The sequence below is a fragment of the Microcoleus sp. Pol12B5 genome (genome assembly GCF_036701335.1).
GTDB lineage: Bacteria > Cyanobacteriota > Cyanobacteriia > Cyanobacteriales > Microcoleaceae > Microcoleus.
Window position 1 is genome coordinate 16,464 of record NZ_JAUBQQ010000018.1, and the last position, 21,659, is coordinate 38,122.

Genomic DNA, 21,659 nt, shown 5'->3' on the forward strand with positions numbered 1-21,659 from the left:
TAATTTTTTTTCTTCTTCCTTCTTCCTTCTTCCTGACATCCGTTACATCCGTTACATCCGTTGCCGAACTTCTTTCTGCTATATATGCAAACTTCAGAAAAATCTCAACTTCCCAGCGACGAGTTAAAACCTGCTAAAGAAAGCAATTTTCTAGCACAAAATCCCCACTTAGAAACCCTCGGAATCCCAGGTTTCGACGCCAGCAATCCGCCCGATCCGAAATTAATCGATACTTGCGTACACTGCGGCTTTTGTTTGTCAACTTGTCCGAGTTATCGCGTACTTGGCAAAGAAATGGATTCGCCTAGAGGCCGCATTTATTTAATGGATGCAATTAACGAAGGCGACGCACCATTAAACGAAGCAACCTCACAGCATTTCGATACTTGTTTGGGCTGTTTGGCCTGCGTTACAACTTGCCCGTCTGGAGTTCAATACGATAAATTAATTTCCGCAACTCGCCACCAAGTTACTAGAAATCAGGAACGCACTTTTTCGGACAATGTAATTCGCACTCTGATTTTTAATCTTTTTCCTTATCCTCACAGATTGCGACCTTTGCTTGCACCGCTGTTTATTTATCAAAAATTAGGACTGCCAAAACTTGTCCGCAAAACAGGTTTGCTGAAAAAAGTATTTCCCCGCTTGGCTGCGATGGAATCAATTTTGCCGAAAGTTACTGTCGATTCTTTCCGGGATAATTTACCAGAGGTAATTCCGGCAGAAGGGGAGAAACGCTATCGAGTCGGCGTGATTTTAGGCTGTGTCCAGCGGCTGTTATTTTCGCCAGTTAATGAAGCTACTGTGCGTGTTTTGACGGCTAACGGTTGCGAGGTTGTGGTTCCTAAAAGTCAGGGATGCTGTGCTGCTTTGCCGGAACACCAAGGCCAAGCGGAACAGGCGAAAGCTTTGGCGAGACAAATGATTGATAGCTTTGAAAATACGGGTGTTGATTTTGTGATTATCAACGCTGCTGGCTGCGGCCATACTTTGAAAGAATACGGTCATATTTTAGCAGATGACCCGGAATATCGGGAGAAAGCTGAGAAATTTGCTGCTAATGTTAAGGACGTGCAAGAGTTTTTGGCAAGTGCGGGAATTACGGCGAAACTCAATCCTTTGATTGACGGAGATTTGACAATTGTTTATCAGGATGCTTGTCATTTGTTGCACGGGCAAAAGATTAGTTTGCAGCCGCGTCAGTTGCTGCAACAAATCCCTGGGGTGAAGTTAAAAGAGCCTGTGGATGCGGCTTTGTGCTGCGGGAGTGCGGGAGTTTACAATATGCTTCAGCCGGAGATTGCTGATGAATTAGGAGTGCAAAAGGTGGAGAATTTGCTGAATACTGGGGCGGAGTTGATTGCTTCTTCTAATCCGGGTTGTTCTTTGCAAATTAAGAAGCATTTGGAGTTGCAGGGAAAGGAAGTTACTTTAATGCACCCTATTGAGCTTTTGGATTATTCGATTCGCGGGGTGAAGTTGCTGAGGAAGTAGTTTTCTAGGGCGGGCGGTGTCCGCCCTATTTTCTATGCGCTCTTTTGTGAATGAGATTTTTTTTAATGAATTGCAAGAATTCACAGGCGGGGCGCCTGTTCCACAGAGGAGCGTCGGGTGAAGAGTTACAAATTTATCGCCCTGACGGTCTACCGTTTGTAAGTTATGAGGAGGTTTCTCGCAACTTGCAACAAGCCGAACAGCGTGCAGAACAAGCCGAACATCGTGCAGAACAAGCCGAACAGCGGGCTGCTGTACTGGCAGAAAGACTGCGATCAATGGGAATTGACCCGGAACAATTGTAAACTAGATTGGGGAAAAGACCGATCGCACTTTTAAATTTTAGCAAAAGTGCGATCGGCATAATAACTAATGACTAATGACTGATGACTATTTCCCCTCTTCTAACCTCAAAAAATGCACCTGTCCCGAAGCTTCCGCCACTACGATTGTCACCCCATCAGGTGCAATAGCGCAAGCTTTCAAAGCACTATCTCCCCTGAAACTAGCAATTACTTCTCGACTTAACAAATCCCAAACTTTGAGAGTATTATCGTCCGAAACAGAAATTGCCTTTGTTCCCATAGTCGCCACAGATGTTACCGCATCAGCATGACCTACCAAAGTAAAAACTTCTTTTCTACTTGACAAATCCCAAACTTTCAAATTGTGTTCCCGCCCGCCAGAAATCGCCCATTTGCCATCCGCCGTAACTGCCACAGCATTCACAAAACTCTCATGACCTTTGAGAGTGAAAAGTAGATTTTTGACGGCTAAATTCCATAAATTTGCCAAAATATTCTTTTCTTTTCCCAAACTCCAAATTTTCAGAGTTTGGTCGCCGGAAGCCGAAATAACCCGCTTGCTGTCGGGGGTAACTGCCACAGCTTTTATCCCGTCCTCATGACCTGAAAAAGTAAAAAGTTCCTCTCCTGTTTCTAAACTCCAAACTTTAATAGTTTTGTCTCCCGAACCGGAAATCGCCATCGTTCCGTCCGCAGTCACTGCCACAGAATTTACCCAGTCTGTATGACCAGTGAAAGTAAAGATTTCTTTTCCGGTTTCTAGATTCCAAACTTTCACAGTTTTGTCGCCGGAGCCCGAAACTATTCGCTTGCTATCCGGTGTTATTGCGATCGCTTTTACCCAATCTTGGTGTCCAGAAATAGTAAAAATTTCCTGTCCGTTTTTGAGATTCCAGACTTTAATGCTGTTGTCTCCTGAACCGGAAATCGCTTTCGTACCGTCCGCCGTCACTGCTACAGCATTTACCCAGTCATCGTGACCTGCAAAGGATAAATTTTCTTTGCCTCTTTCTAAGTGCCAAACTTTGAGAGTTTTGTCAGAGGAACCAGAAACTATCCGCTTGCCGTCGGGGGTAACAGCCACAGCATTCACTGGGGCGATGTGATTGGTAAAAGTGAAAAGTTCTTCTTTTGTTTCGAGATTCCAAACTTTCAGCGTTTTGTCGCCGGAAGCCGAAATGACCCGTTTGCCGTCGGGACTGACTACCACAGCTTGAACGAAACTGCTGTGTTTTCCTAAAGTGAAAAGTTGCTTTCTTTCTGACAAACTCCAGACTTGAACAGTTCCGTCGTAACTGCCGGAAATTATGAGTTCGCCGTCGGGAGTAACTGCTACACTTTTTACCCAGTCTTCATGACCCGTGAGAGTAAAAACTTCTTTTCCAGTTTCTAGGTTCCAGACTTTCATGCTGTTGTCTCCCGACCCGGAAATCAACCGTTTGCTATCAGGAGTTACGGCTACGGACTGGACAAAACTGCTGTGACCTTTGAAGTTAAAAATTACTTCTCTGCTTGTCAAATCCCAAACTTTAATACTGCCATCCCAAGAACCTGAAATTACTCGCTTGCCGTCGGGAGTTACTGCTACTGCTTCTACGGCAAAAGTATCGCCTGCAAAGGTAAATATTTCTGTCCCTGTTTCTAAATCCCAAATTTTAATTGTATTGTCCCAAGAACCGGAAATTACTTTAGTGCCGTCGGGGGTGACAGCTACAGCATTGACGTAGGTAAGATGACCTTTGAGGGTGGCAAGTTCTTCTCCTATTTCTAAGTGCCAAATTTTGAGATTGTGGTCAGAGGAGGCAGAAATTGCCCGCTTGCCGTCGGCGGTGATTGCTACAGCTTGTACCCAGTCTGTATGTCCGGTGAGGGTACGCAACAATCTCCCGCCAGGAGGGGTAAAGCTGGGCGTTATCGGTCGCAGCCAGGGGGTTGTTTGGTGTTGTGCCTGTGCTAGCATTGCTTGAATTTCTGGACTTTCAAAGCACATCAAGCGGGCTATTAGTTGGGTGGCTAGTTGGCTTTTATCTATGGCTAGAATGTGGGCAGACAGCCTAATTGCTTCTTGGATTAATTTGAGTTGGTCGGCTTTTTTGTCTGAGATAATATCGGGACTTGTTGCTAAATCGTAATCTTCTATTAGCGCCTGTACTCCCGATGCTGACAGCTTGGCTTTAATAAAGTTGTAATCTGTTAGTAAGCTGTATAATTTTTCGCAGTCTGAATTCGCTGCTAGCTGACTTGGCAGGATTTCCAGGTAGTGCGCCTGTTCTGCGGGCTCCATTTTATCCAGCCCTTGTTTAAACTCGGTCATAAATTTACGGATGTGTTTTTTAAATGTATGCGATCGCTAGCTGTACCCTACCGAAAAGCCGATCGAGAATCTTTTCTCTTGACTTAGCATGACATATTTGAATGCTATGTGCTACGGGCTTGCTGTCCTCGGTTTGGTGATGGTTCGATGAATTGCTTGTTTTTTAGTCGGAGTCTGCTTGGAGAATTTTCAAGCAGTGCGATTACAATAAATCGTCGCTAATATAATTAAACTCAGCAACGCCCAATTTACCGATCAATTGACAAAAGCTCACATATATCGTTGCTTTTCTTAACATAGCTGGTGTTTGGGCGATGATGGTTGATCGATCAGCACTGTCAATCGATTTTAGATTTTAGATTTTAGATTTTAGATTTTAGATTTTAGAGTTGGCCCCACGGATAAATTCGGGGGGCAAGTTTCTCGGAGACAAGTTTTTTATTTCTGGACGGATGAATCCGGGGGCTTGTATCCTGGATGCTTTCGGTCAAAGCTAAAAAATTTCAGGTATCGTAATCCTATTTAATGTGCGAAAAAGACCTTTTATAACGAAATATGATGGCGAATGCTCTAATTTTCTGTCAAGTCGGCCGCATCAGCGAGGCAGACGTCCCCCCTGGTTGGGTTTCGTACCAGGGCGGCATCTGCAATCTGTTTCACCCAAAGCTCTCAGAAAGCTTTGCAGGTGCGCCCCCTTCCTCTAAAATATAGAAAAGGACTTGCACTCTTAAACCGGGTTTCTAGACAAAATCATTGGTTTGACCGCTAGGTACGTAGGAAGAAACCGGGTTTCTGACTCCATAGCCCGCAAGTCACGATCGCAAATAAAGCAGTATTGACTTTAGAGACAAATTTCATGGATGTTATCGAGTTTTTCGAGTTAAGTGCAGGCAAATGGTTTTCTCAGCGTACCGTACACAATCTCAATTCTGGGGAATTGCAGGCCGGTAAATCCGACCTCAAAATAGAAATCCTGACAGCTAGCGATGCAGCAGTCGTCAAACTTTGCCAACAACACTCGATTAACCCGGATTCAACTGGGCTAACCAGCGTTCGGATTAGTTGGGACGGTATTCCCGATCGCGACAAAGCTAAACAAATCGGTTCTACAATACTAGCGATCGTACCAAATCCCGACAATCCCAGCGTTGGCAAAGTGTTGCAAGACAAGGGTAATAGTCGCTACGTGATGGGCGACGACGTGCTGACATTGATTACAGAATCAGACACCCTCCATGCCGAAGAAAGGCTGTGGTATCTCATGCCCAATTTGCGGCTGCGGACTAGCTTTGTTAAGCAAGCTAACGGTACGGAACAAGCTTCTTTTTGTTCGGAAATTCGGATGGGAGTAACTGCCCCAAGTGAAAAGTGAAAAATAACTATCTAGTACGCAAAGTTTACACTCTATTTCTGCTTTCTCCCTTCTTTCTTCGGCCTTCTCTGGCAATCGCTTTTAACTTGGTATGAAAATCAGTGTGTTTGACAACTGGGAATGATTTTGCCACAGGTTTGTCCGCTAATTTTTGCTCGGCTTCGGCTCGATCGGCGAGGGCGGTAACAGCCACATCTTCATATACAACAAATTCTGTATTTTCTTTTGTGCGATCGTCGGCTGCGGCCAATTTTCCTGTTTCCTCTGCCTCTGTGTTTGGGACTTCTGCATGAAGCGCCACATCAAGTTGCGCCTCTGAACTCCCAAGCAAATCTAACTCTGCGGCAGTTACTTTGGATTCCGGGTCCGATAAAAGTATATCTTCCTGTGGTAGTTGAGCAGTATTTTCCCCGGTTAAATTTTGAGGAAAATTATTGCATACCAAGCGTTCAAACTCGCGATTGAAATGATAGAGAGGTTGACCTATCCGATGCCACATACTCAATAGCTGTCCCACAGAAACAGCCTTGTAGCGGCCTTGGTAAAGCGCTTCAACCACTGCTAAACGCAGCCAATAGCCGGGATACTTGGTCAGCCATTCACCCGCCAATTTCTCGGCTTTTTTGCCACCTAGGTCAAAACCGTAGTGAACCAGCAGAGCCGCTGCTTGTGCAGATATTGCGGTCACTTCTGTCATTTGTTGTCTATTGACTGTTGACTGTTATCTGTTGACTGTTGACTGTTGACTGTTTTCTGTTGACTGTTGGTTCCAAATTCCCAATGACAAATGCCCAATTAGGAAATTGAATTAATCGGATAAACGCACCCCTCCTTCTACAGTTCGCGCGTCCCCGGAAAAAGGTTCGGGAGTCCCATTCCAGTTGAAGTCGCTAACTCTAAAAGTCAGGCTGCCGACTTGACGCTCAGGATTAAAACGCAAAATAATTGCGTAGCTGCGGCGACTGTATTCTAAAGTGTAATTCGTACTGATTGTTTCCCCGCTTTCTAAATTAATAGCACTTTGAAATCCAACTCGAAAGCCTCCGTAAACTTGCTGGACAAGTCCAAAAGACAGGACTCTCAAATCTACTAAGCGATCAAATAAAAACGGCGATATACCGTCCCGTCCCACCTGGGTATAAGTCACGTTAAACCCAGTGTAATCGAGGAAAGGGCGGGAGAAATGGCCGAACTGCCCTTGAATGCCAACGCTGGGGGCGAGCGAATTTTGTCTGTCGCCACTGCTGTAATAAGTTCCAACCCCCCGGACTCCCAAGGCCAGTTGCAAGAAAGGAACCACCGGCGTCCGCGTATACCTCAAACCCTGGGTAGGAGTGCGGGGTAGCGGTTCGCCCTCCCACAGGTTGAAGCCGCGACTCAAGGCAAAGCTGAGCTGGGAACGCCCCAGATCGACGCGGTTGTTTTCCCGCACTGGTTCGAGCAAGTCTGCTCGATCGGTGTCAGCATTGATAAATTGATACCCAGCTTGGTAGCTGAGATTGATGCCCGTGCCTCCGAGTGGGATGACTGGGGAAGTCAGGACTGCGCCGAGACTGCTCTGCACGGTTTGATAGCCCAGAGAACCGTTAAACAGTCGATCGCGATAACTGTATTCTGCTGCCAGAGTGTGAGTGCCGATCAACTGCCGCAGGCGCAAATTCCCCCGAAAGCTGTCTTCCGGCAAATTGGGGAAATCTTCAAAACTCAGAAATATTGCCGATCCGTCCAGGCTGGTGCGCGGGCCGAGACTAGCGCGTAACCTCGCTTTCAGCCCGTAGCTGTCGGGAGAAAATGGATTACCGCCGTTCTCTGCCACGAGCCGCTGGAGGTAAATTTGGGGCGTCAGGGTCAGCCGCACCGGCCCGTTTTGCAACACCTCAAAACCGCACTCGGCATACAAACCGCCTCTGTCCCCCCCGTCGTAGCCAAAGGTCAAACACGGGCCGTTTTGCTGCCGGCTGTCAAACACTTGCCTGCGGGGATACACGGGTATTTTCACGCGGTTGTCGAACACCAAGCGGGGTTTAGTTGTGACTAATTCCTCTGCCGTGGGCGAAATCCTTCTAATCGTCGCCGTCCGGGCCCTGTATTCAAATTCCGGCGGGGAAAACGGGTCGTTAGTAAGCCGAATGTTGGTTGCTACCCTCGCGCCGTCTGGCAGGAGTTCGATGCGTTCTGCTTCAAAGCGGATGCGGTTGACGGCACCGACCACTTGGGGGGCTGCTAGCTGTCCGCCTCCGCCGATAGTCACTGTAGCAGCGCCGGGGGATTTGACTCCGCGCAGGGGCTGCTGGCTGGTAATTCGATCGCTCAGAGGCTGTTCAAGAATCGTCCCGGCACTGATATCTGTCGGCAGTGTGGGAGTCAATTCGCTACCTGCTGCGGGCAGGAATATTTCGCCCCTGGCTTGTTCGACTGCGCCGCTGTTGAGGCCGAGATTGAACTCCATCCGCTGACCGCGCACTACTTGTTGGCCGCGGGTATAGGCGACATTGCCGGATGCTACCACTTGGCGGGTGACTAAGTTGACGATCGCTCGATCGGCATCAATCACAGTTTGCCGGAACCGCACAACGACATTACCAACTGCCGTGACAATTTGCTGCTTGTCGTCGAATTCTTGGCTGTCAGCTTTAACTTCGATAGTATCGGCCGGACTCACCGGAAAAGGCACCGTCCTCTGAGAAGGGGCGGTGCGGACTCCCGGCGGCGCGGCTGGTTTAGGTTTCGGTGTCGGGGCAGCGGGGGTTCTGGGTGCGGGGGCAGTTCCTGGTGTGGGAATGTCGAACTGCTGTTGCCCGCTTGGTGCTGGTTCTAGCGCGGGTTCTGGAACGGGAATCTCCGCAGGTTCGGGAGAGTTATCTTCTAACTGCCGGCCTTGGGCCTGATACCAACTTTCCTGCTTGCGGACAACATTCCTCTCCTGTTGTTTCTGGGCCTCTGCGGTTCGTTTTCGATTGCGAATGGCAACGGCATTTTCTACCGAACCCAATGGGTAAGCAGTAAACGAGGAATCTTTCGGAGTTTCCGCAGTTTCGGGTTCTCTCACAGGGGCCTGACGCTGAAATCCCACCACTGCCTCGCCGCTTTCCACTGCAGCTAAGGGGTCGGCGATTTCTGGAAGCTGGTCGGTGGCTGGGGTGGTGCCCCGGAGTGGGGCTGCGGGTTCTTCTGGGGCCGGTGTGGGTTCTGGCTGAACGATATCTGGGCTTGGTTCCGGTATTTCTGTGGGGTTGCGGAGGGTGTCTCCATCGCCGGCCGCGACAGTGAGGGCGACTTTTTTTGGCTTTGCGATGTAGATGATGCCAGGGGGTTCTGGCGGCGGTACCGGATAGGGCATAGTTACAACAGGTAAGTCATCCGATTTTAGATTTTAGATTTTAGATTTTAGATTTTATAGGGTGCAAATTATTGAAAATTTTGCATCTAGAAGGCAACTGTTTAAACATTAATCTGATATCTAAAATTCCCCGTGGCTTTGGCGCGCCGGAATAGGGCTGCTTTCAGAAGTTGCTTTCGCCACAAGATAACCTCGCTGGCGGTGCGAGGTCAAGTTTTGTCCGACTAATTTTTGCGGGTTTGTCGGCTGTTGCAGGGGCTGCGGTGGCGCGCCCCTACTCTGCGGGCGAGATAACTTGTTTATTCCATGTCTCTGCGGTTGGGGTTCCGGGCTGGGTCATTGGACAAAAATCCAAATACAAACAGGGAAACAAAAAATAGGACAACTACATTAACTACGATTTTGAGGGTTAGCACTGTGGGAGTCTCCAAAGATGGCATAATACTGAGCTGATTTGCTGCTGTTGCAGCAACTTTTTTATCATAAGCTAAAGATTAGTCAATTTTATCTTTGCTTTTGAGGATTTTGGGCAAGTTGATTTTTGCCCAATTCCAGAGTTGCTCGGCGATGTTTTCTAGCCGCAGCATAACTCGATCGAGCCATTCGAGTACTTGTTCTAGGGGGTGCTTAATGTATCCCATCGATTCTGCTTTTGTTTCTAAGTAGTCGTCTTCTGCTGGGACGCCTGCGCTGGGATTTTTGGCTTCTGCTGTGGCGGGGGTTGCGGCGGTGTATCTGCTAGTTTGGGTAGTGATTGCTGGAGATTGGTTGTTTTGTCGGGTGTTCGGGTTTGTGTTTTTTGGCACTTGGGTTTCCTGTGCACGCCCTGGGGTTGATTCTGCTGCGAGTGCAGAGCTATTTCTTTGAGTAACTGCTAAATCAGATAAATCAGATGCTGTTTGGGGTTGACTTGTTGGGCTTTTTGTCAGCAAGCTCTGTTTTAGCTGCCCCAGCAGGCGGTGAAGTGCTTCGGGGTACGGGGATATTGAGACTGCGGTCGATCGACCTTCTGACAATTCTCCTAATTCTGCAATTTCTTGCTTGACTTTAGGACTGCTTTGCGATATTGGGGGCGCGGAACTTTCCTCTATTAAATGCTGCGGTGCTGGTTCCCCAAATAAGTCTTGCCAATTCAGCCACGGTCGATCGACCTCTGGGCTTATTTGCGTATTTTCTTGTTCTTGTCGCTGTTTAAAATAATACTGAATGGCGACGGATTTCTCCGTATTATCACTTGCTGCCGTTTCTTTGCCCAGGAGGTGGTCTACTGACGACCAAATAACTTGTTCGATGTTTCGAGCGTATTTTTCGAGGATGTCGCGGGCGGACAAATCTAAATTAGTTTCGTTGCCCGATGTGTCAATTTTGACTCCGGGGTTTTCCGTGGGTGCGGGGGTTGTTTTTACCGAGGGGGGGAGGGTAAATTCTTCGAGGTTGACGGCGGCGCGATCGAGTAATGTAACAAAGGAGAGAGGAGTAGGGGGTCGATCGAACTTGCTGTTAAAATTAGTTTCTAGTTTTGGGGTATTGTGGTCTATCGAATTCGATGCCACAATTGACTGCTGTACGGTTTTTGCTTCAATCTGCGCGCGAGCTTTTTGGACTAGGATGGCATTGCGGTCGATCGATTTTTTAACTGCGAGGATTGATTCTCCAAACTGATTTCTTTTCAGAGCAACCGGACTCGTCTGAAGCCATGCCATCAATTCCCAAAAACGACGCATCGGCGGCAACTGCGCTTTTTTGGCAGCCGACTCCAAACCAAGATTAAATTTTAATTCTTTTTGGGTAATTTCCCGTTGTTCGGGCCCGCAGTTTGCTACTTCCCAAGTTATGCGACCTTCGAGCATTTCCTGCTGTTCGGGTGTCAAAATATCTAATATCTGATTTTCTTTTCCGACCAATACTAAAGTGCGGGCTGGGATAAAACTGGCAATTCCTTCAACTTTCGGTTGCGGTTTTAATTGAGTTTTAGCAAGGGGGTGTTCTAAGACGGAAGTGGTTTGATAATTGGCGGTTTGTCCGCTAAAATTGATGACCGGAGGTAAATCGTTAACAGCATTTCCTTGATTTATTAACAGCGGGAAGCTGGCTAAAGTTTTCGCAGTTTGCGACGAGTTTAGTAAATTTTCGGCTAGGTGTAAAATTTCGGCGATCGAACTTTCGTCGGAAGTTTCCCCCTGATACCAATTTTGTCGCAAATCGGGGTTTTCGTCGCCGCCAAATTCTTGCAGTTCCGGTAAATCTACTTTTTGACTTGATTCCCGCAACTGTCGGCCCAGCAATCGGGAACTTTGCACCAGCAAATAAGCTGGATAAAGCAGAATTTGGGTGGCGGTGAGAGTTGTTTCTTTAATTTGACGCCAAGTTTGATCGCAATTGTCAGCGATTTGGCGGGACTGTTTCGATATAAAATTTAATAGTCGGCTTTGGTAGGGGCCGTAGTAACCGTTGGACATAAGTTTTATTCTTGAATTCAGATTTTTGATTCGCACCGGAATTGCTGAATATTGCTGTAAAATCAAAGCGAGATCTTAATCGCAGCTTCAAACCCTCTGAAACCTTTATTTCTTTGCGTCCTTTGCGTCGGGGCGGTTCAATCCGATTTTTGATTAATACACAATTCCTAGTTTAGCTAAATATGAGCGCTTCTGTGTCACCTGCTAGCAACAATATTTCTGCCACTGTCGAGAAGTTGCGCCGCCTCAGCCAAGTGAAGGTTCAGTCTGGCTGGAGGTACTGCGATTCTGACTCTGCTGTCTCTTCAGTAAATATTTGTAACAAGCCGATTGCCGAACTTAACGGCAAAGGACATATTGCTTGGCCGTCGGGGAAGCAAGTTTTGTATTTGGGTCAGCAATTTGTAATTCCTGACAATTTGCACGGCTATCCTGTGCTTGGTTTGCGATTGCTGCTGGGCTTGACTTGGTGGGCGGAAGATGCTCAAATTTTTGTCAACGGCGAGTTAGTCGGACAGGGAGATTTATTTGATTTTGCCGATCGAGTTTTGTTGAGTTCGTCGGCCAATCCCGGAGATGAGTTTTTAGTTATTTTGCGGTTGGTAAGTCCGGGTCACGATAACGGTGCTTTAGTGCGATCGATTTGTTTGTACGAAGCTGCTGACTCTTCTTGTTTTGATCCGGGTTTTGTGGCTGCAGAATTAGAGATTTTGCAAAATTCGCTAAGTCGAAATTTAGAAAATGTAAATTCCAAATACCTATCCACTAAAACAATAGCAAATCGCCCTCTGTTTGTCAAGGGGGAAACGCTGAAATCTGAGATTGATTTGGCGCTTGGTTTGATTGATTGGTCGGCTGTGGGCGATCGCGAAAAGTTCGATCGATCGCTGTCGGTTTTGCGGCACAATTTATTGGGATATCTGCAGGCTTTTTTGGGGGATTTAGATGAGGGAACCGCAGAGGGCGCAGAGGGCGCAGAGGGAAGAAGGGATGAGGTTTTTGAGGTTGGAGAAAATAGCAATGCTACATCTATATATATAGGAGAAAGTGGTGCTCTGACATCTTTTTCTGGGGATTTAGATAAGGGAACCGCAGAGGGCGCAGAGGGCGCAGAGGGAGGAAGAAGAGAGGAAATTTTGGAGGTTGGAGAAAAGGGCAACGCTACATCTATATATATAGGAGAAAGTGGCGATCGGGCATCTATATATACAGGTAAAATCTATTTGGTCGGTCACGCTCATTTAGACTTAGCTTGGTTGTGGCCTGTCCCGGAAACTTGGGAAGCGGCCGAGCGAACTTTTGAGTCGGTATTGAAATTGCAATCGGAATTTCCAGATTTGATTTTCTGCCATTCAACTCCGGCGCTTTATGCTTGGGTGGAAGAACATCGGCCGGACTTATTTGCAGCGATTAAAAAACAGGTGACGGCGGGTTGTTGGGAAGTTGTCGGGGGGATGTGGGTAGAACCGGATTTAAACTTGATTTCTGCTGAATCAATGGTGCGGCAAGTTTTTTACGGACAGCGTTATGCAAAAGAAAAATTTGGGGAATTGATGCGGGTAGCTTGGCTACCGGATACTTTCGGTTTTGGGTGGCAATTACCTCAGATTTTGCGGCAAGGTGGAGTTGATTATTTTGTGACGCAAAAGTTGCGGTGGAATGATACAACGGAATTTCCCTACGGTGCGTTTTGGTGGGAAGGGTTGGACGGTACTAAAATATTTAGTATGATGTCTGCTCCAATTGGTGAAAGCATAGAATCTGTGAAAATGGCAAGTTATGCTTTTGACTGGCAAGTTAAGACAGGTTTGCAAAATGCTCTTTGGTTGCCTGGGGTTGGCGACCACGGCGGTGGCCCGACTCGTGATATGTTGGAGGTGGCGAAACGCTGGAAAATGTCGCCTTTTTTTCCGAGGTTGGAGTTTGCGAAAGCGGTTGATTATTTGTCTTTGATTGAGAGTCAGTTTTTGCCTGAAGTTACGACAACTAGGGCAGAAAGTGATGTTCCAGAATCAGACAATCAGGAGAATTTGCAGGCGCGAGAATTGTCTAACTTGTCGGCAATGAAGGATGGAAATCCTTTCATCTCACAACTCAAAATTCTTCCCGTTTGGAAAGACGAACTTTATTTAGAATTCCACCGGGGTTGCTACACGACTCGCGCAGACCAAAAACGCCAAAACCGCCGCTGCGAAGAATTGCTCTACCAAGCGGAGTTGTTGTCTTCGCTGGCCACTATTTGTACTGGTGCGGTTTATCCGAAATCTGAGTTAGAATCAGCTTGGAAACAAATTTTGTTTAACCAATTTCACGATATTTTGCCCGGTTCTGCGATCGCCCAAGTTTATGCGGATGCTAATCTAGCCTTTGCCGAGGTCGATCGCACTTGTCGCGAAATCCTGTTAAAATCTTTGGATGCCATCTCGGCTCAGATTTCTCTGCCGAATCCTCCTGGGCCCGACGCTCAACCAATTTTGATTTTCAATACTCTCAATTGGTCGCGCTCTGAGGTTGTCGCTGTACCGCTTCCCGATTCGCCTGATTCCGCTTGGCAAATTTACGACTTGTCCCGACGGCGATTGGCTTCGCAGATTATCAAGGGCGATCGGCCGCAATCGCACTCTACACTGTTATTTTCGGCAAATAATCTCCCCGCCGTTGGCTACCAAGTGTTTTGGCTGTATCGCGAAGACGCTCAAACTGTGGATAATGCGTCCGCGAGTCCAGAAACTGAAAAAAAGATAGATTTCTCAAAACTTACATACGGTATAGCACAAAAAAACCCACCTTGTCAAGAAACACATTTTGCAACCGCAGAAATGGTTGTAGAAAATGAATTTATTCGGGCAACCGTAGACGGCCAAACTGGCAATTTATCGAGCATTTGGGATAAAGTAAATAACCGAGAAGTCCTGAATGCAGCAGGTGGCAATCAACTGCAAGCATTTCAAGACAGCGGTCAATATTGGGATGCTTGGAACATCGATCCAAATTATGAAAAACATCAACTACCAGCGCCGATACTGAAAGATATTTCCTGGATAGAGCAGGGAGAAATAAGGCAGAGTTTGCGCGTAGTCCGACAAATTGGCAAATCGGAGTTTTGCCAAGATTATATAGTAGAAATAGGTTCGCCACTGCTTAAAATCAAGACAGTGGCAGATTGGCAAGAAACTCACGTTTTAGTAAAAGCAGCCTTTGGGTTAAATGTAGAAGCAGATTTTGCAACTTGCGAAATTCCCGGTGGTGCGATCACACGCACAACCAAGCCGCAAACACCCGCCGAAAAAGCCAAATGGGAAGTGCCGATTTTGCGCTGGACTGATATCAGCAATGACGGTTTTGGAGTGAGTTTGCTCAATGATTGCAAATACGGTTGCGACCTTCAACCAAATCAAATTCGGCTGACATTGCTTCGGGGTTCGACTTGGCCGGATGAACAAGCAGATGTAGGAGTTTCCGAATTTACTTGTGCCGTCTATTCCCACAGCGGAAATTGGCAGGATGCAGGTACGGTTCGACAGGGGTATGAGTTAAATTTACCACTGCTAGTAAAGGTGTTGCCCAAGTCGGGAGAAAATCGAAACAAGAGTTTACCCGCAGTGAGGAAGTTCTTGGATTGGTCCGCCGAAAATTTAGTGTTGATGGCTTTCAAACAATCGGAAGATGATTCTAGTGTTTGGATTTTGCGGTGTTACGAGTGTCACGGTAAAGAGGCGAAGTTGGAATTAAAGAGCGATTTGGGTTTGGCGATTAGTCAGCCTGTCGATTTATTAGAACAACCCATAAATTTGCCCCAGAATTCAGACGATGGGACAAGTTTCAGAATATCACCGTGGAAAATAGCCAGTTTTGCAGTAAATTTATCATTACCAATTGAAAATAGTACCCCATCGGACATTTATCCAACCTTTTGAGACTTTGGGAACTTAGTGCTAACAAAATTTGTCAACCTACGCCAATTAGCTCTCACAACTTTCTTCTGATCTAAAATATGCAAAATTACGCAGGCTAAAAACGTGTACCCAAGCCAAAAATGCAAACTCCTTCCTACCTCAACCAGTGCGGAATTCTGCGGAAACATATCCGGCAAAAGGATTCCGAAAAATTTCACATTGTTAGTTTTGTAAGAGTTAGAAAGTAAGAAACCCGCAACCGGAACTAGCCACATAAAAACGTACAAAGTTGCGTGCAAAGCAAAATTTTTGTACCATTCCTTAGTGAACTTTGGCAGGCGTTTCGTATATTTTTTCCACCATACGCGCAGCAGAGTTAAAATCCGCCAAGTTAGCAAAGCCATTGTCAGCACTCCTACGGATTTGTGAAAATCGTAAAGGGGGCCTCGAATAAACAATTCTCCCGGCAATTGAGCCATAGACGTACCGGTAATAAACAACACTAAATAGCAAGCTGACATCACCCAGTGTAAGGACATCAGTTGTTTGAACGCAGAATTAAGTCTGGGTTTCGCAGCGGGTTGGGTAGTCACTCTTCCTTACCTCCTTAGCGTTTGCTGGACAAGATTAAGTATAAACTATAGGACTAAAGCTCGTGGTCGATTGTGCATTATAAGATTTACTTAACTTAAGTATTATAAATATTTATTAAACAGTCTAATTAATTAGATTCACGATCGTCATTCCCAACACAAAACATCGTACTTGGGTCGATCGCCTCCCAAGCAGTTTTCAGGTCGAGTATCCCCAAACCCACCGCAAAAGCTGACCCGATAATTGCCACCGCCGCCCGGTTCATCCGCAGCCCCGGCAAATATCCCCAACCGAATCCGAAGTAGGTCAGTCCCACTACTAGGTATTTGAGTGTTATCATATATACTTAAAACTATTGATTGCCGATTTTTTTTATTGTCTAGGATGCTAAAAGTAGAGCCTGGGTAATTGCAGCTAAACCTGCTGGCATTGCAACTATCGGGAAATATCGTCTGCAGACCGTGTACCAGCTACAAACAAACACAGTGGTTGCATTGGGAAGCGCAAATCAGGGTGCTGGACAAGTCGTATTTTTGTTACAAGTTGTAACTTTTTTCAAACAACAGGTTTAATTTAGTTTCACAAAAAAGTTAAATTCCAGAAAGTAAAATTAATTACAGTCGAGTTAAGCTAAAAGTGTTTGCTAAAAAAAGTCATTCAAGCAGCCCCGAAACCAACTATTCTCACTTGATCGACACCGACGGCGACTTCGCGACAGCAAAACTTTCGTGTAGCCAACAAATCGAACAAGATTGGTATGGAACTCTCTACGAGAATTTTCCGGGCATTTACTTCGTTCTAGATGCTTTGGGAAGAGTTTTTTCGCTAAATGAATTCGGCGCGTCTCGCCTCGCCTACAAATCGCAGGAATTAATTTGTCATTCAATTTTTAATATATTTTACTGCCAAGAGCAAGGGAAAATGCAGGCAGAATTTGCAGGATTGGCCCAGCCGGAAAACGGTACGCCAATTCCAAAAATTGCCTGTTGGGAAGGCTGCTTGACTTGCAAAGACGGCAAGATTATTAGGGTAAAAGCAACAGCGCGACCAATGCCGGCGGTAGATTGGAAAATAGATGAAAATACCAAAGGTCGCTCACTTGCCAATTTCCAACGACCGGCTGTACTGTTAGTTTGCGAAGAAATTAAAGCCGCTTCGCAGTCACCCATGCCACCCAACCAGAGAGGAAATTGGCGCAGTCCAACTTTGGCGATCGCAAAATTAGCCAAAAGTCAACTTAAAGAACGCAATAATATAGAAGACTTCATCCGCGAAGTAACAGAAACCGCTGTCAGTATTGTCAACTGCGATCGAGCCAGTATTTGGCTGTATGGCGAAGAGAAAACGCAGCTTCACTGCATCGATCTTTACCAACAAAATACTAAACTCCATTCCGTACAAATCATCCTCACAGCAGCCGACTGTCCGGCTTATTTTCAAGCTTTAAAATCGGCAAGTGTGATCGCAACTGTGGCCGCAGAAAATGACCCCAGAACGCGAGAACTGGTTGGTCTTTATTTCGTCGATAAGAGCACGACTTCCCTGTTAAACGTACCGATTGTGCTAGCAGGTCAAAGGTTGGGAATAGTCAGCGCCGAACGCCAGGGTTCCGACGGTGATTGGACGGAAGAAGAACACGAATTTACCCAAATATTAGCAGATTTTGTGTCCTCAAGTTTGTCAGCTAGCGAAAAGTTAAAATTAGAAGCAATGCGGCACGAACAGCAGCAAAACTTGCTAACCCAATACTACGATCAACTAGAAGAAAGAGTAGAAAGACGCACTGCTGAACTCAAAAAAGCTAATCACAAACTGCAAAAAGAAATAATTAAAAGAAAACAAGCAGAAGCCGAACTACGCCTGCAGCAACAAGAACAGCAAATTATTTTTGATTCCGTGCCGGCGATGATTTGGCTCAAAGATACCGAAAGTCGCCTGCTGCGAATTAATCAAGCCGCCGCTGCATCGAGAGGTTTGCCTGCTGCTCAATTAGAAGGTAAATCTTTTTATGAAATCTATCCAGACGAAGCAGAGCAATATTATTTAGAAGATTTAGAAGTAATCAAGTCGGGCGTTCCCAAACAGGGACAAGTCGAACTGTTACCAACAGTTTCGGGTCAAAAATGCTGGGTGCGGACAGATAAAATACCTTACCGGGATGAAACAGGTAAAGTCGCTGGTGTAATCGTGTTTGCCGTTGATATTACTGATTTAATTAGAGTCGAAAAAGAACTGCGAGAATATCGCGATCACCTCGCACAAAAAGTCGAAAAACGTACTGCTATGTACAGGCAAGCCATGACCGCTTTGTACTCGGCAAATACGCAATTGCAACAGTTAATTAACAATAGCTATTCTGCCGCAGAAAATGGCAGCAGCCATTCAGCAGCGCGCTTGCTCGAATGCGAAGCTTATTTTGAAGCAGTTGCCGTGGCTGACCGCGACACAATTTTGAGCGTTAGCAGTAATTTTGCCGAAATTTTCGGTTACGAACCTGCGGAAATGGTGGGAATGAGCTTGCTGGAACTACTGTCGCCGAAATCATACAAACAAGCGCCGCAAATGATTTCTGCTGCCAGCAATACAGTCTGTGAAACTATTTTTCTCAAGCGAGATGGAACTGCTTTTCCTGCTGACGTTCGCAGCAAGTTTGTATTTTGGGAAGATCGTTTAGTACAGGTGAAAGCAGTCCGAGACCTCACGGAACGCAAATTGACCGCAGCAGAATTAGAGCGATCGCGCTCTTTGCTGCACGCTACCTTAGAAGCAACCGCCGACGGCATTCTCGCCGTTACTACGGCCGGAGAAATGATTAGCTATAACGAAAAATTAGTTCAAATGTGGGGAATTTATGAAGAAGTTAGAAATTCAATGGATAGAACGCTGCGGCTGGCATTTCTCACTAAGCAAGTGAAAGATCCGAGAGCTTTTTTGCAGAGAGTTAAAGAATTTTATAGCGATGCGGAGTCGGAAGGTTGCGATATTCTAGAGTTTAAAGACGGCCGCACTTTTGAGCGCTACACGCAGCCAATTCGAGTCGGACAAAATATTATTGGCAGGGTGTGGCGCTTCCGCGATATTACCTCTCGCGAAAAGGTGACGGCAATGTTGGGAGATTCTCAAAGACGCTTTCGGGCAATTTTTGATTCTTCTTTCCAATTTGTGAGCTTATTGAAACCGGACGGTACTCTGCTGGAAGCTAACCAAACTTCTCTAGATTTTGCCGGAATTAAGCTACGGGATGTGGCTAATAAACCGTTTTGGCTATTGCCCTGGTGGGGAGATTCTGAGGAAGTTCAGGAACAGTTGCAAGAGGCGATTTCTCGATCGGCACAAGGTGAATTTGTCCGCTATGAAGTGGAAGTTCAAGGTGTAAATCGGACGGCAATTGTTGATTTTTCTCTCAAACCTGTCGCGGATGAAACTGGCAAAATAGTATTGTTGCTGCCGGAAGGTCGGGACATAACTAAAAGTAAGCAAGCCCAAGTCGCGCTGCGGCAACAAATAGAACGGGAACGCTTGATCGCACAGATTCAATCACGCATCCGTTCTTCTCTGGATCTTCAAGATATTCTCAACACTACAGTAGCGGAAGTGCGGGAGTTTTTGGTAACAGATCGCGTGCTGATTTTCCGCTTCCGACCAGACTGGAACGGAGATGTGGTGGTGGAGTCGGTTGCAGAAGGATGGATGCCACTCAAGGGGATGGGAATTGACGATTGCTGTTTTGCCAATACTTACATCGGACAGTATTTAAAGGGCCGCATTCGTGCCATAGAGGATATTCATGCTTCTAATTTGAGCGAGTGTCACCTTAAATTTTTGGAGACTTGTCAGGTGAAGGCAAATTTGGTGGTGCCAATTGTCCAGCAGGGCATAGAACCTAGGGAAGGTAACGGTTCTTGTCAAGTGCCGAAGTTGTGGGGTTTGCTGATTGCCCACCACTGTTCGGCACCCCGCCAGTGGCAGCAGTTTGATGTGGATTTGCTGAGTCAGTTGGGTACTCAAGTGGCGATCGCGATCGAACAATCTTTACTTTACCAGCAGCTAGCTGCGGCCAACCAGCGGTTGGACGGGTTGGCGAATTTGGACAGTCTGACTCAACTAGCTAACCGCCGCCGTTTTGACGAGGTGATCAACCGAGAATGGGAGCAGTCGAGCTCTTCGGAACCGCTATCTTTGATTCTGTGCGACATTGACTGTTTTAAACTTTACAATGACAATTACGGCCATCAAGCCGGGGATGCTTGTTTGCAGCAAGTGGCGCGGGCGATCGGAGATGCTTGCACAAATGCACCTGCAGAACGCCTCTATTTGGCTGCTAGGTACGGCGGCGAGGAATTTGGGGTAATTTTGCCAAATACGGATGTCGTCGCTGCACAGGCGGTTGCGGAGGCAATCCGCAGCCGCGTCAAAGCATTGGCCATTCCCCACATCAAGTCTGTTGTCAGTGATTCTGTGACTCTCAGCTTGGGAGTTGCGGCAGTTTCGCCAAGTCAAAATTCCCCGAAAATGTTGATTGAAGCCGCGGATAAGGCATTGTATCGAGCTAAGTCTGGCGGGCGCGATCGAGTGGCGATTAGCCAGTAATTATTAGTTGTTATTGGTTATTAGTTATTTGTTACTTGTTATTGGTTGTTATGAGTATTTTGTTTTTCATAACTCATAACCAACCAATAACCAATAACTAAAGTAAAGTGATATCTCTAAGTGCGATCGCACTAGCTTCCACCCCTACCAACAGAACCAACCGTTCCCCACTTGCTTTACTAATTAAAGTGCCTTCTGGAATTTGACTTATTGCCAAATTCCCAATTGTTCCGCCTTTATATTGTAGCACATCCAGCCCTTTTGTGAAATCAGAAACAACATCAAATCCGTTGTTATTTTCTAACACAAACGTGTCATTTCCTATGCCTCCAATTAGACTATCATCCCCCAAGCCGGAGATTAAAATATCATCGCCAAAACCGCCAGTGAGAGTGTCACTGCCAGCCCCGCCAAAAATAGTGTCATTTCCCTCGCAGCCATCTAGCAAATCGCTACTTTGATTCCCACTTAAGAAATCATTGCCAGCACCTCCGCAGATAGTATCACTGCCCAAATTGCCGTACAGAAAATCATTGCCTTTGCCACCGAACACAATATCATTACCTTTGCCGCCAAATGCAGAATCATTACCTTTACCGCCCTGGATAAAATCAGCACCTTCATTGCCAAAAATTAAGTCGTTTTCTTCTTTGCCATTTAGGGAATCGTTACCACGATTGCCAAAAATGATATCTTCACCTTCACCACCAACAATGATGTCATTATTCTTGCCTCCCAAAAGGATATCATTCCCCTTGTTGCCGTCAATAAAATCATTGCCTCGGTTCCCGTAAAGGATATCGTTTCCTTCACCGCCATAGAGGTTATCGTCCCCTAAATCCCCATCGAAAAGGTTCTGATTTGGACTGCCGTAAAAAGCATCATTTCTCCCGCTGCCTAACTGAATTTCACCGCTACCATTGCTGTTGATAGTATTGTCAACTGGATTGGGTTGGTTGAAATTGGGCTGCGGAATAGTATCGCAAATGCAATCGCTTTCCATTGGCGTGGGAGTTGGTGTTCTCGATGGCGTGGGAGTCGGTGTTCCCGATGGCGTGGGAGTCGGAGTTTCCGTTGGAGTGGGCGTCGGAGTTCCCGTCGGAGTCGGGGTTTCAGTTGGAGTTGGAGTCGGTGTTCTCGATGGCGTGGGCGTCGGAGTTCCCGTCGGAGTCGGGGTTTCAGTTGGAGTTGGAGTCGGAGTTTCCGTTGGAGTGGGCGTTGGAGTTTCCGTTGGAGTCGGGGTTTCAGTTGGAATTGGAGTCGGAGTTTCCGTTGGAATCGGGGTTTCAGTTGGA

13 protein-coding genes are annotated in these 21,659 nt (G+C 46.5%); 5 read left to right on the forward strand and 8 right to left on the reverse strand.

Annotated features, from left to right (window positions below; genetic code table 11):
* Positions 1 to 84: 84 nt before the first annotated feature.
* Together QUA24_RS11420 and QUA24_RS11425 are read left to right on the forward strand one after the other, a co-directional pair.
* Entirely contained in the window at positions 85 to 1,494 is a 1,410-nt protein-coding gene (locus tag QUA24_RS11420; RefSeq protein WP_333229683.1) for a heterodisulfide reductase-related iron-sulfur binding cluster, read from the forward strand.
* Between the two features lie 65 nt (positions 1,495 to 1,559).
* Complete coding sequence (locus QUA24_RS11425; RefSeq protein WP_333229685.1) at positions 1,560 to 1,799, forward strand: hypothetical protein; 240 nt, start codon at positions 1,560 to 1,562, stop codon at positions 1,797 to 1,799.
* Positions 1,800 to 1,884: 85 nt separating this feature from the next.
* Here QUA24_RS11425 and QUA24_RS11430 read toward each other — a convergent pair whose 3' ends face one another.
* Positions 1,885 to 4,125, reverse strand: coding sequence for a beta-propeller domain-containing protein (locus QUA24_RS11430; protein ID WP_333229789.1), 2,241 nt, complete (start codon positions 4,123 to 4,125; stop codon positions 1,885 to 1,887).
* An 844-nt stretch (positions 4,126 to 4,969) separates the two neighbouring features.
* Between QUA24_RS11430 and QUA24_RS11435 the strand changes: the two genes are divergently transcribed.
* A complete protein-coding gene (locus QUA24_RS11435; protein WP_333229687.1) occupies positions 4,970 to 5,485 on the forward strand; it encodes a phycobiliprotein lyase in 516 nt (171 codons plus the stop codon).
* Positions 5,486 to 5,510: 25 nt separating this feature from the next.
* Here QUA24_RS11435 and QUA24_RS11440 read toward each other — a convergent pair whose 3' ends face one another.
* The 4 genes from QUA24_RS11440 to QUA24_RS11455 form a co-directional block, all read right to left on the reverse strand.
* Positions 5,511 to 6,182: a hypothetical protein gene (locus QUA24_RS11440; RefSeq protein WP_333229689.1), complete on the reverse strand. Its 672-nt coding sequence runs from the start codon at positions 6,180 to 6,182 to the stop codon at positions 5,511 to 5,513.
* Between the two features lie 111 nt (positions 6,183 to 6,293).
* A complete protein-coding gene (locus QUA24_RS11445) occupies positions 6,294 to 8,825 on the reverse strand; it encodes a DUF3769 domain-containing protein (RefSeq protein WP_333229691.1) in 2,532 nt (843 codons plus the stop codon).
* Between the two features lie 299 nt (positions 8,826 to 9,124).
* On the reverse strand, positions 9,125 to 9,241 hold the full coding sequence (locus tag QUA24_RS11450) for a photosystem II reaction center protein I (RefSeq protein ID WP_106151135.1): 117 nt from the start codon (positions 9,239 to 9,241) through the stop codon (positions 9,125 to 9,127).
* Positions 9,242 to 9,319: 78 nt separating this feature from the next.
* Positions 9,320 to 11,284 (reverse strand): hypothetical protein, encoded by a 1,965-nt coding sequence (locus tag QUA24_RS11455; RefSeq protein WP_333229693.1) that lies wholly within the window; start codon positions 11,282 to 11,284, stop codon positions 9,320 to 9,322.
* 182 nt (positions 11,285 to 11,466) lie between these two features.
* On the opposite strand from QUA24_RS11455, the gene QUA24_RS11460 reads away from it, so the two are divergent.
* A complete protein-coding gene (locus QUA24_RS11460; protein ID WP_333229695.1) occupies positions 11,467 to 15,201 on the forward strand; it encodes an alpha-mannosidase in 3,735 nt (1,244 codons plus the stop codon).
* On the opposite strand, the gene QUA24_RS11465 is transcribed toward QUA24_RS11460, so the two are convergent.
* Positions 15,186 to 15,773 (reverse strand): cytochrome b, encoded by a 588-nt coding sequence (locus QUA24_RS11465; protein ID WP_333229697.1) that lies wholly within the window; start codon positions 15,771 to 15,773, stop codon positions 15,186 to 15,188. The genes QUA24_RS11460 and QUA24_RS11465 overlap by 16 nt on opposite strands.
* 128 nt (positions 15,774 to 15,901) lie before the next feature.
* On the reverse strand, positions 15,902 to 16,114 hold the full coding sequence (locus QUA24_RS11470) for a hypothetical protein (protein WP_333229699.1): 213 nt from the start codon (positions 16,112 to 16,114) through the stop codon (positions 15,902 to 15,904).
* A 296-nt stretch (positions 16,115 to 16,410) separates the two neighbouring features.
* Here QUA24_RS11470 and QUA24_RS11475 point away from each other — a divergent pair, with 296 nt between their 5' ends.
* On the forward strand, positions 16,411 to 20,364 hold the full coding sequence (locus tag QUA24_RS11475) for a PAS domain S-box protein (RefSeq protein WP_333229701.1): 3,954 nt from the start codon (positions 16,411 to 16,413) through the stop codon (positions 20,362 to 20,364).
* A gap of 97 nt (positions 20,365 to 20,461) precedes the next feature.
* Here QUA24_RS11475 and QUA24_RS11480 read toward each other — a convergent pair.
* Positions 20,462 to 21,659, reverse strand: a 1,198-nt coding sequence (locus QUA24_RS11480; protein WP_333229703.1) for a calcium-binding protein, incomplete at its 5' end; no start/stop codon positions are given.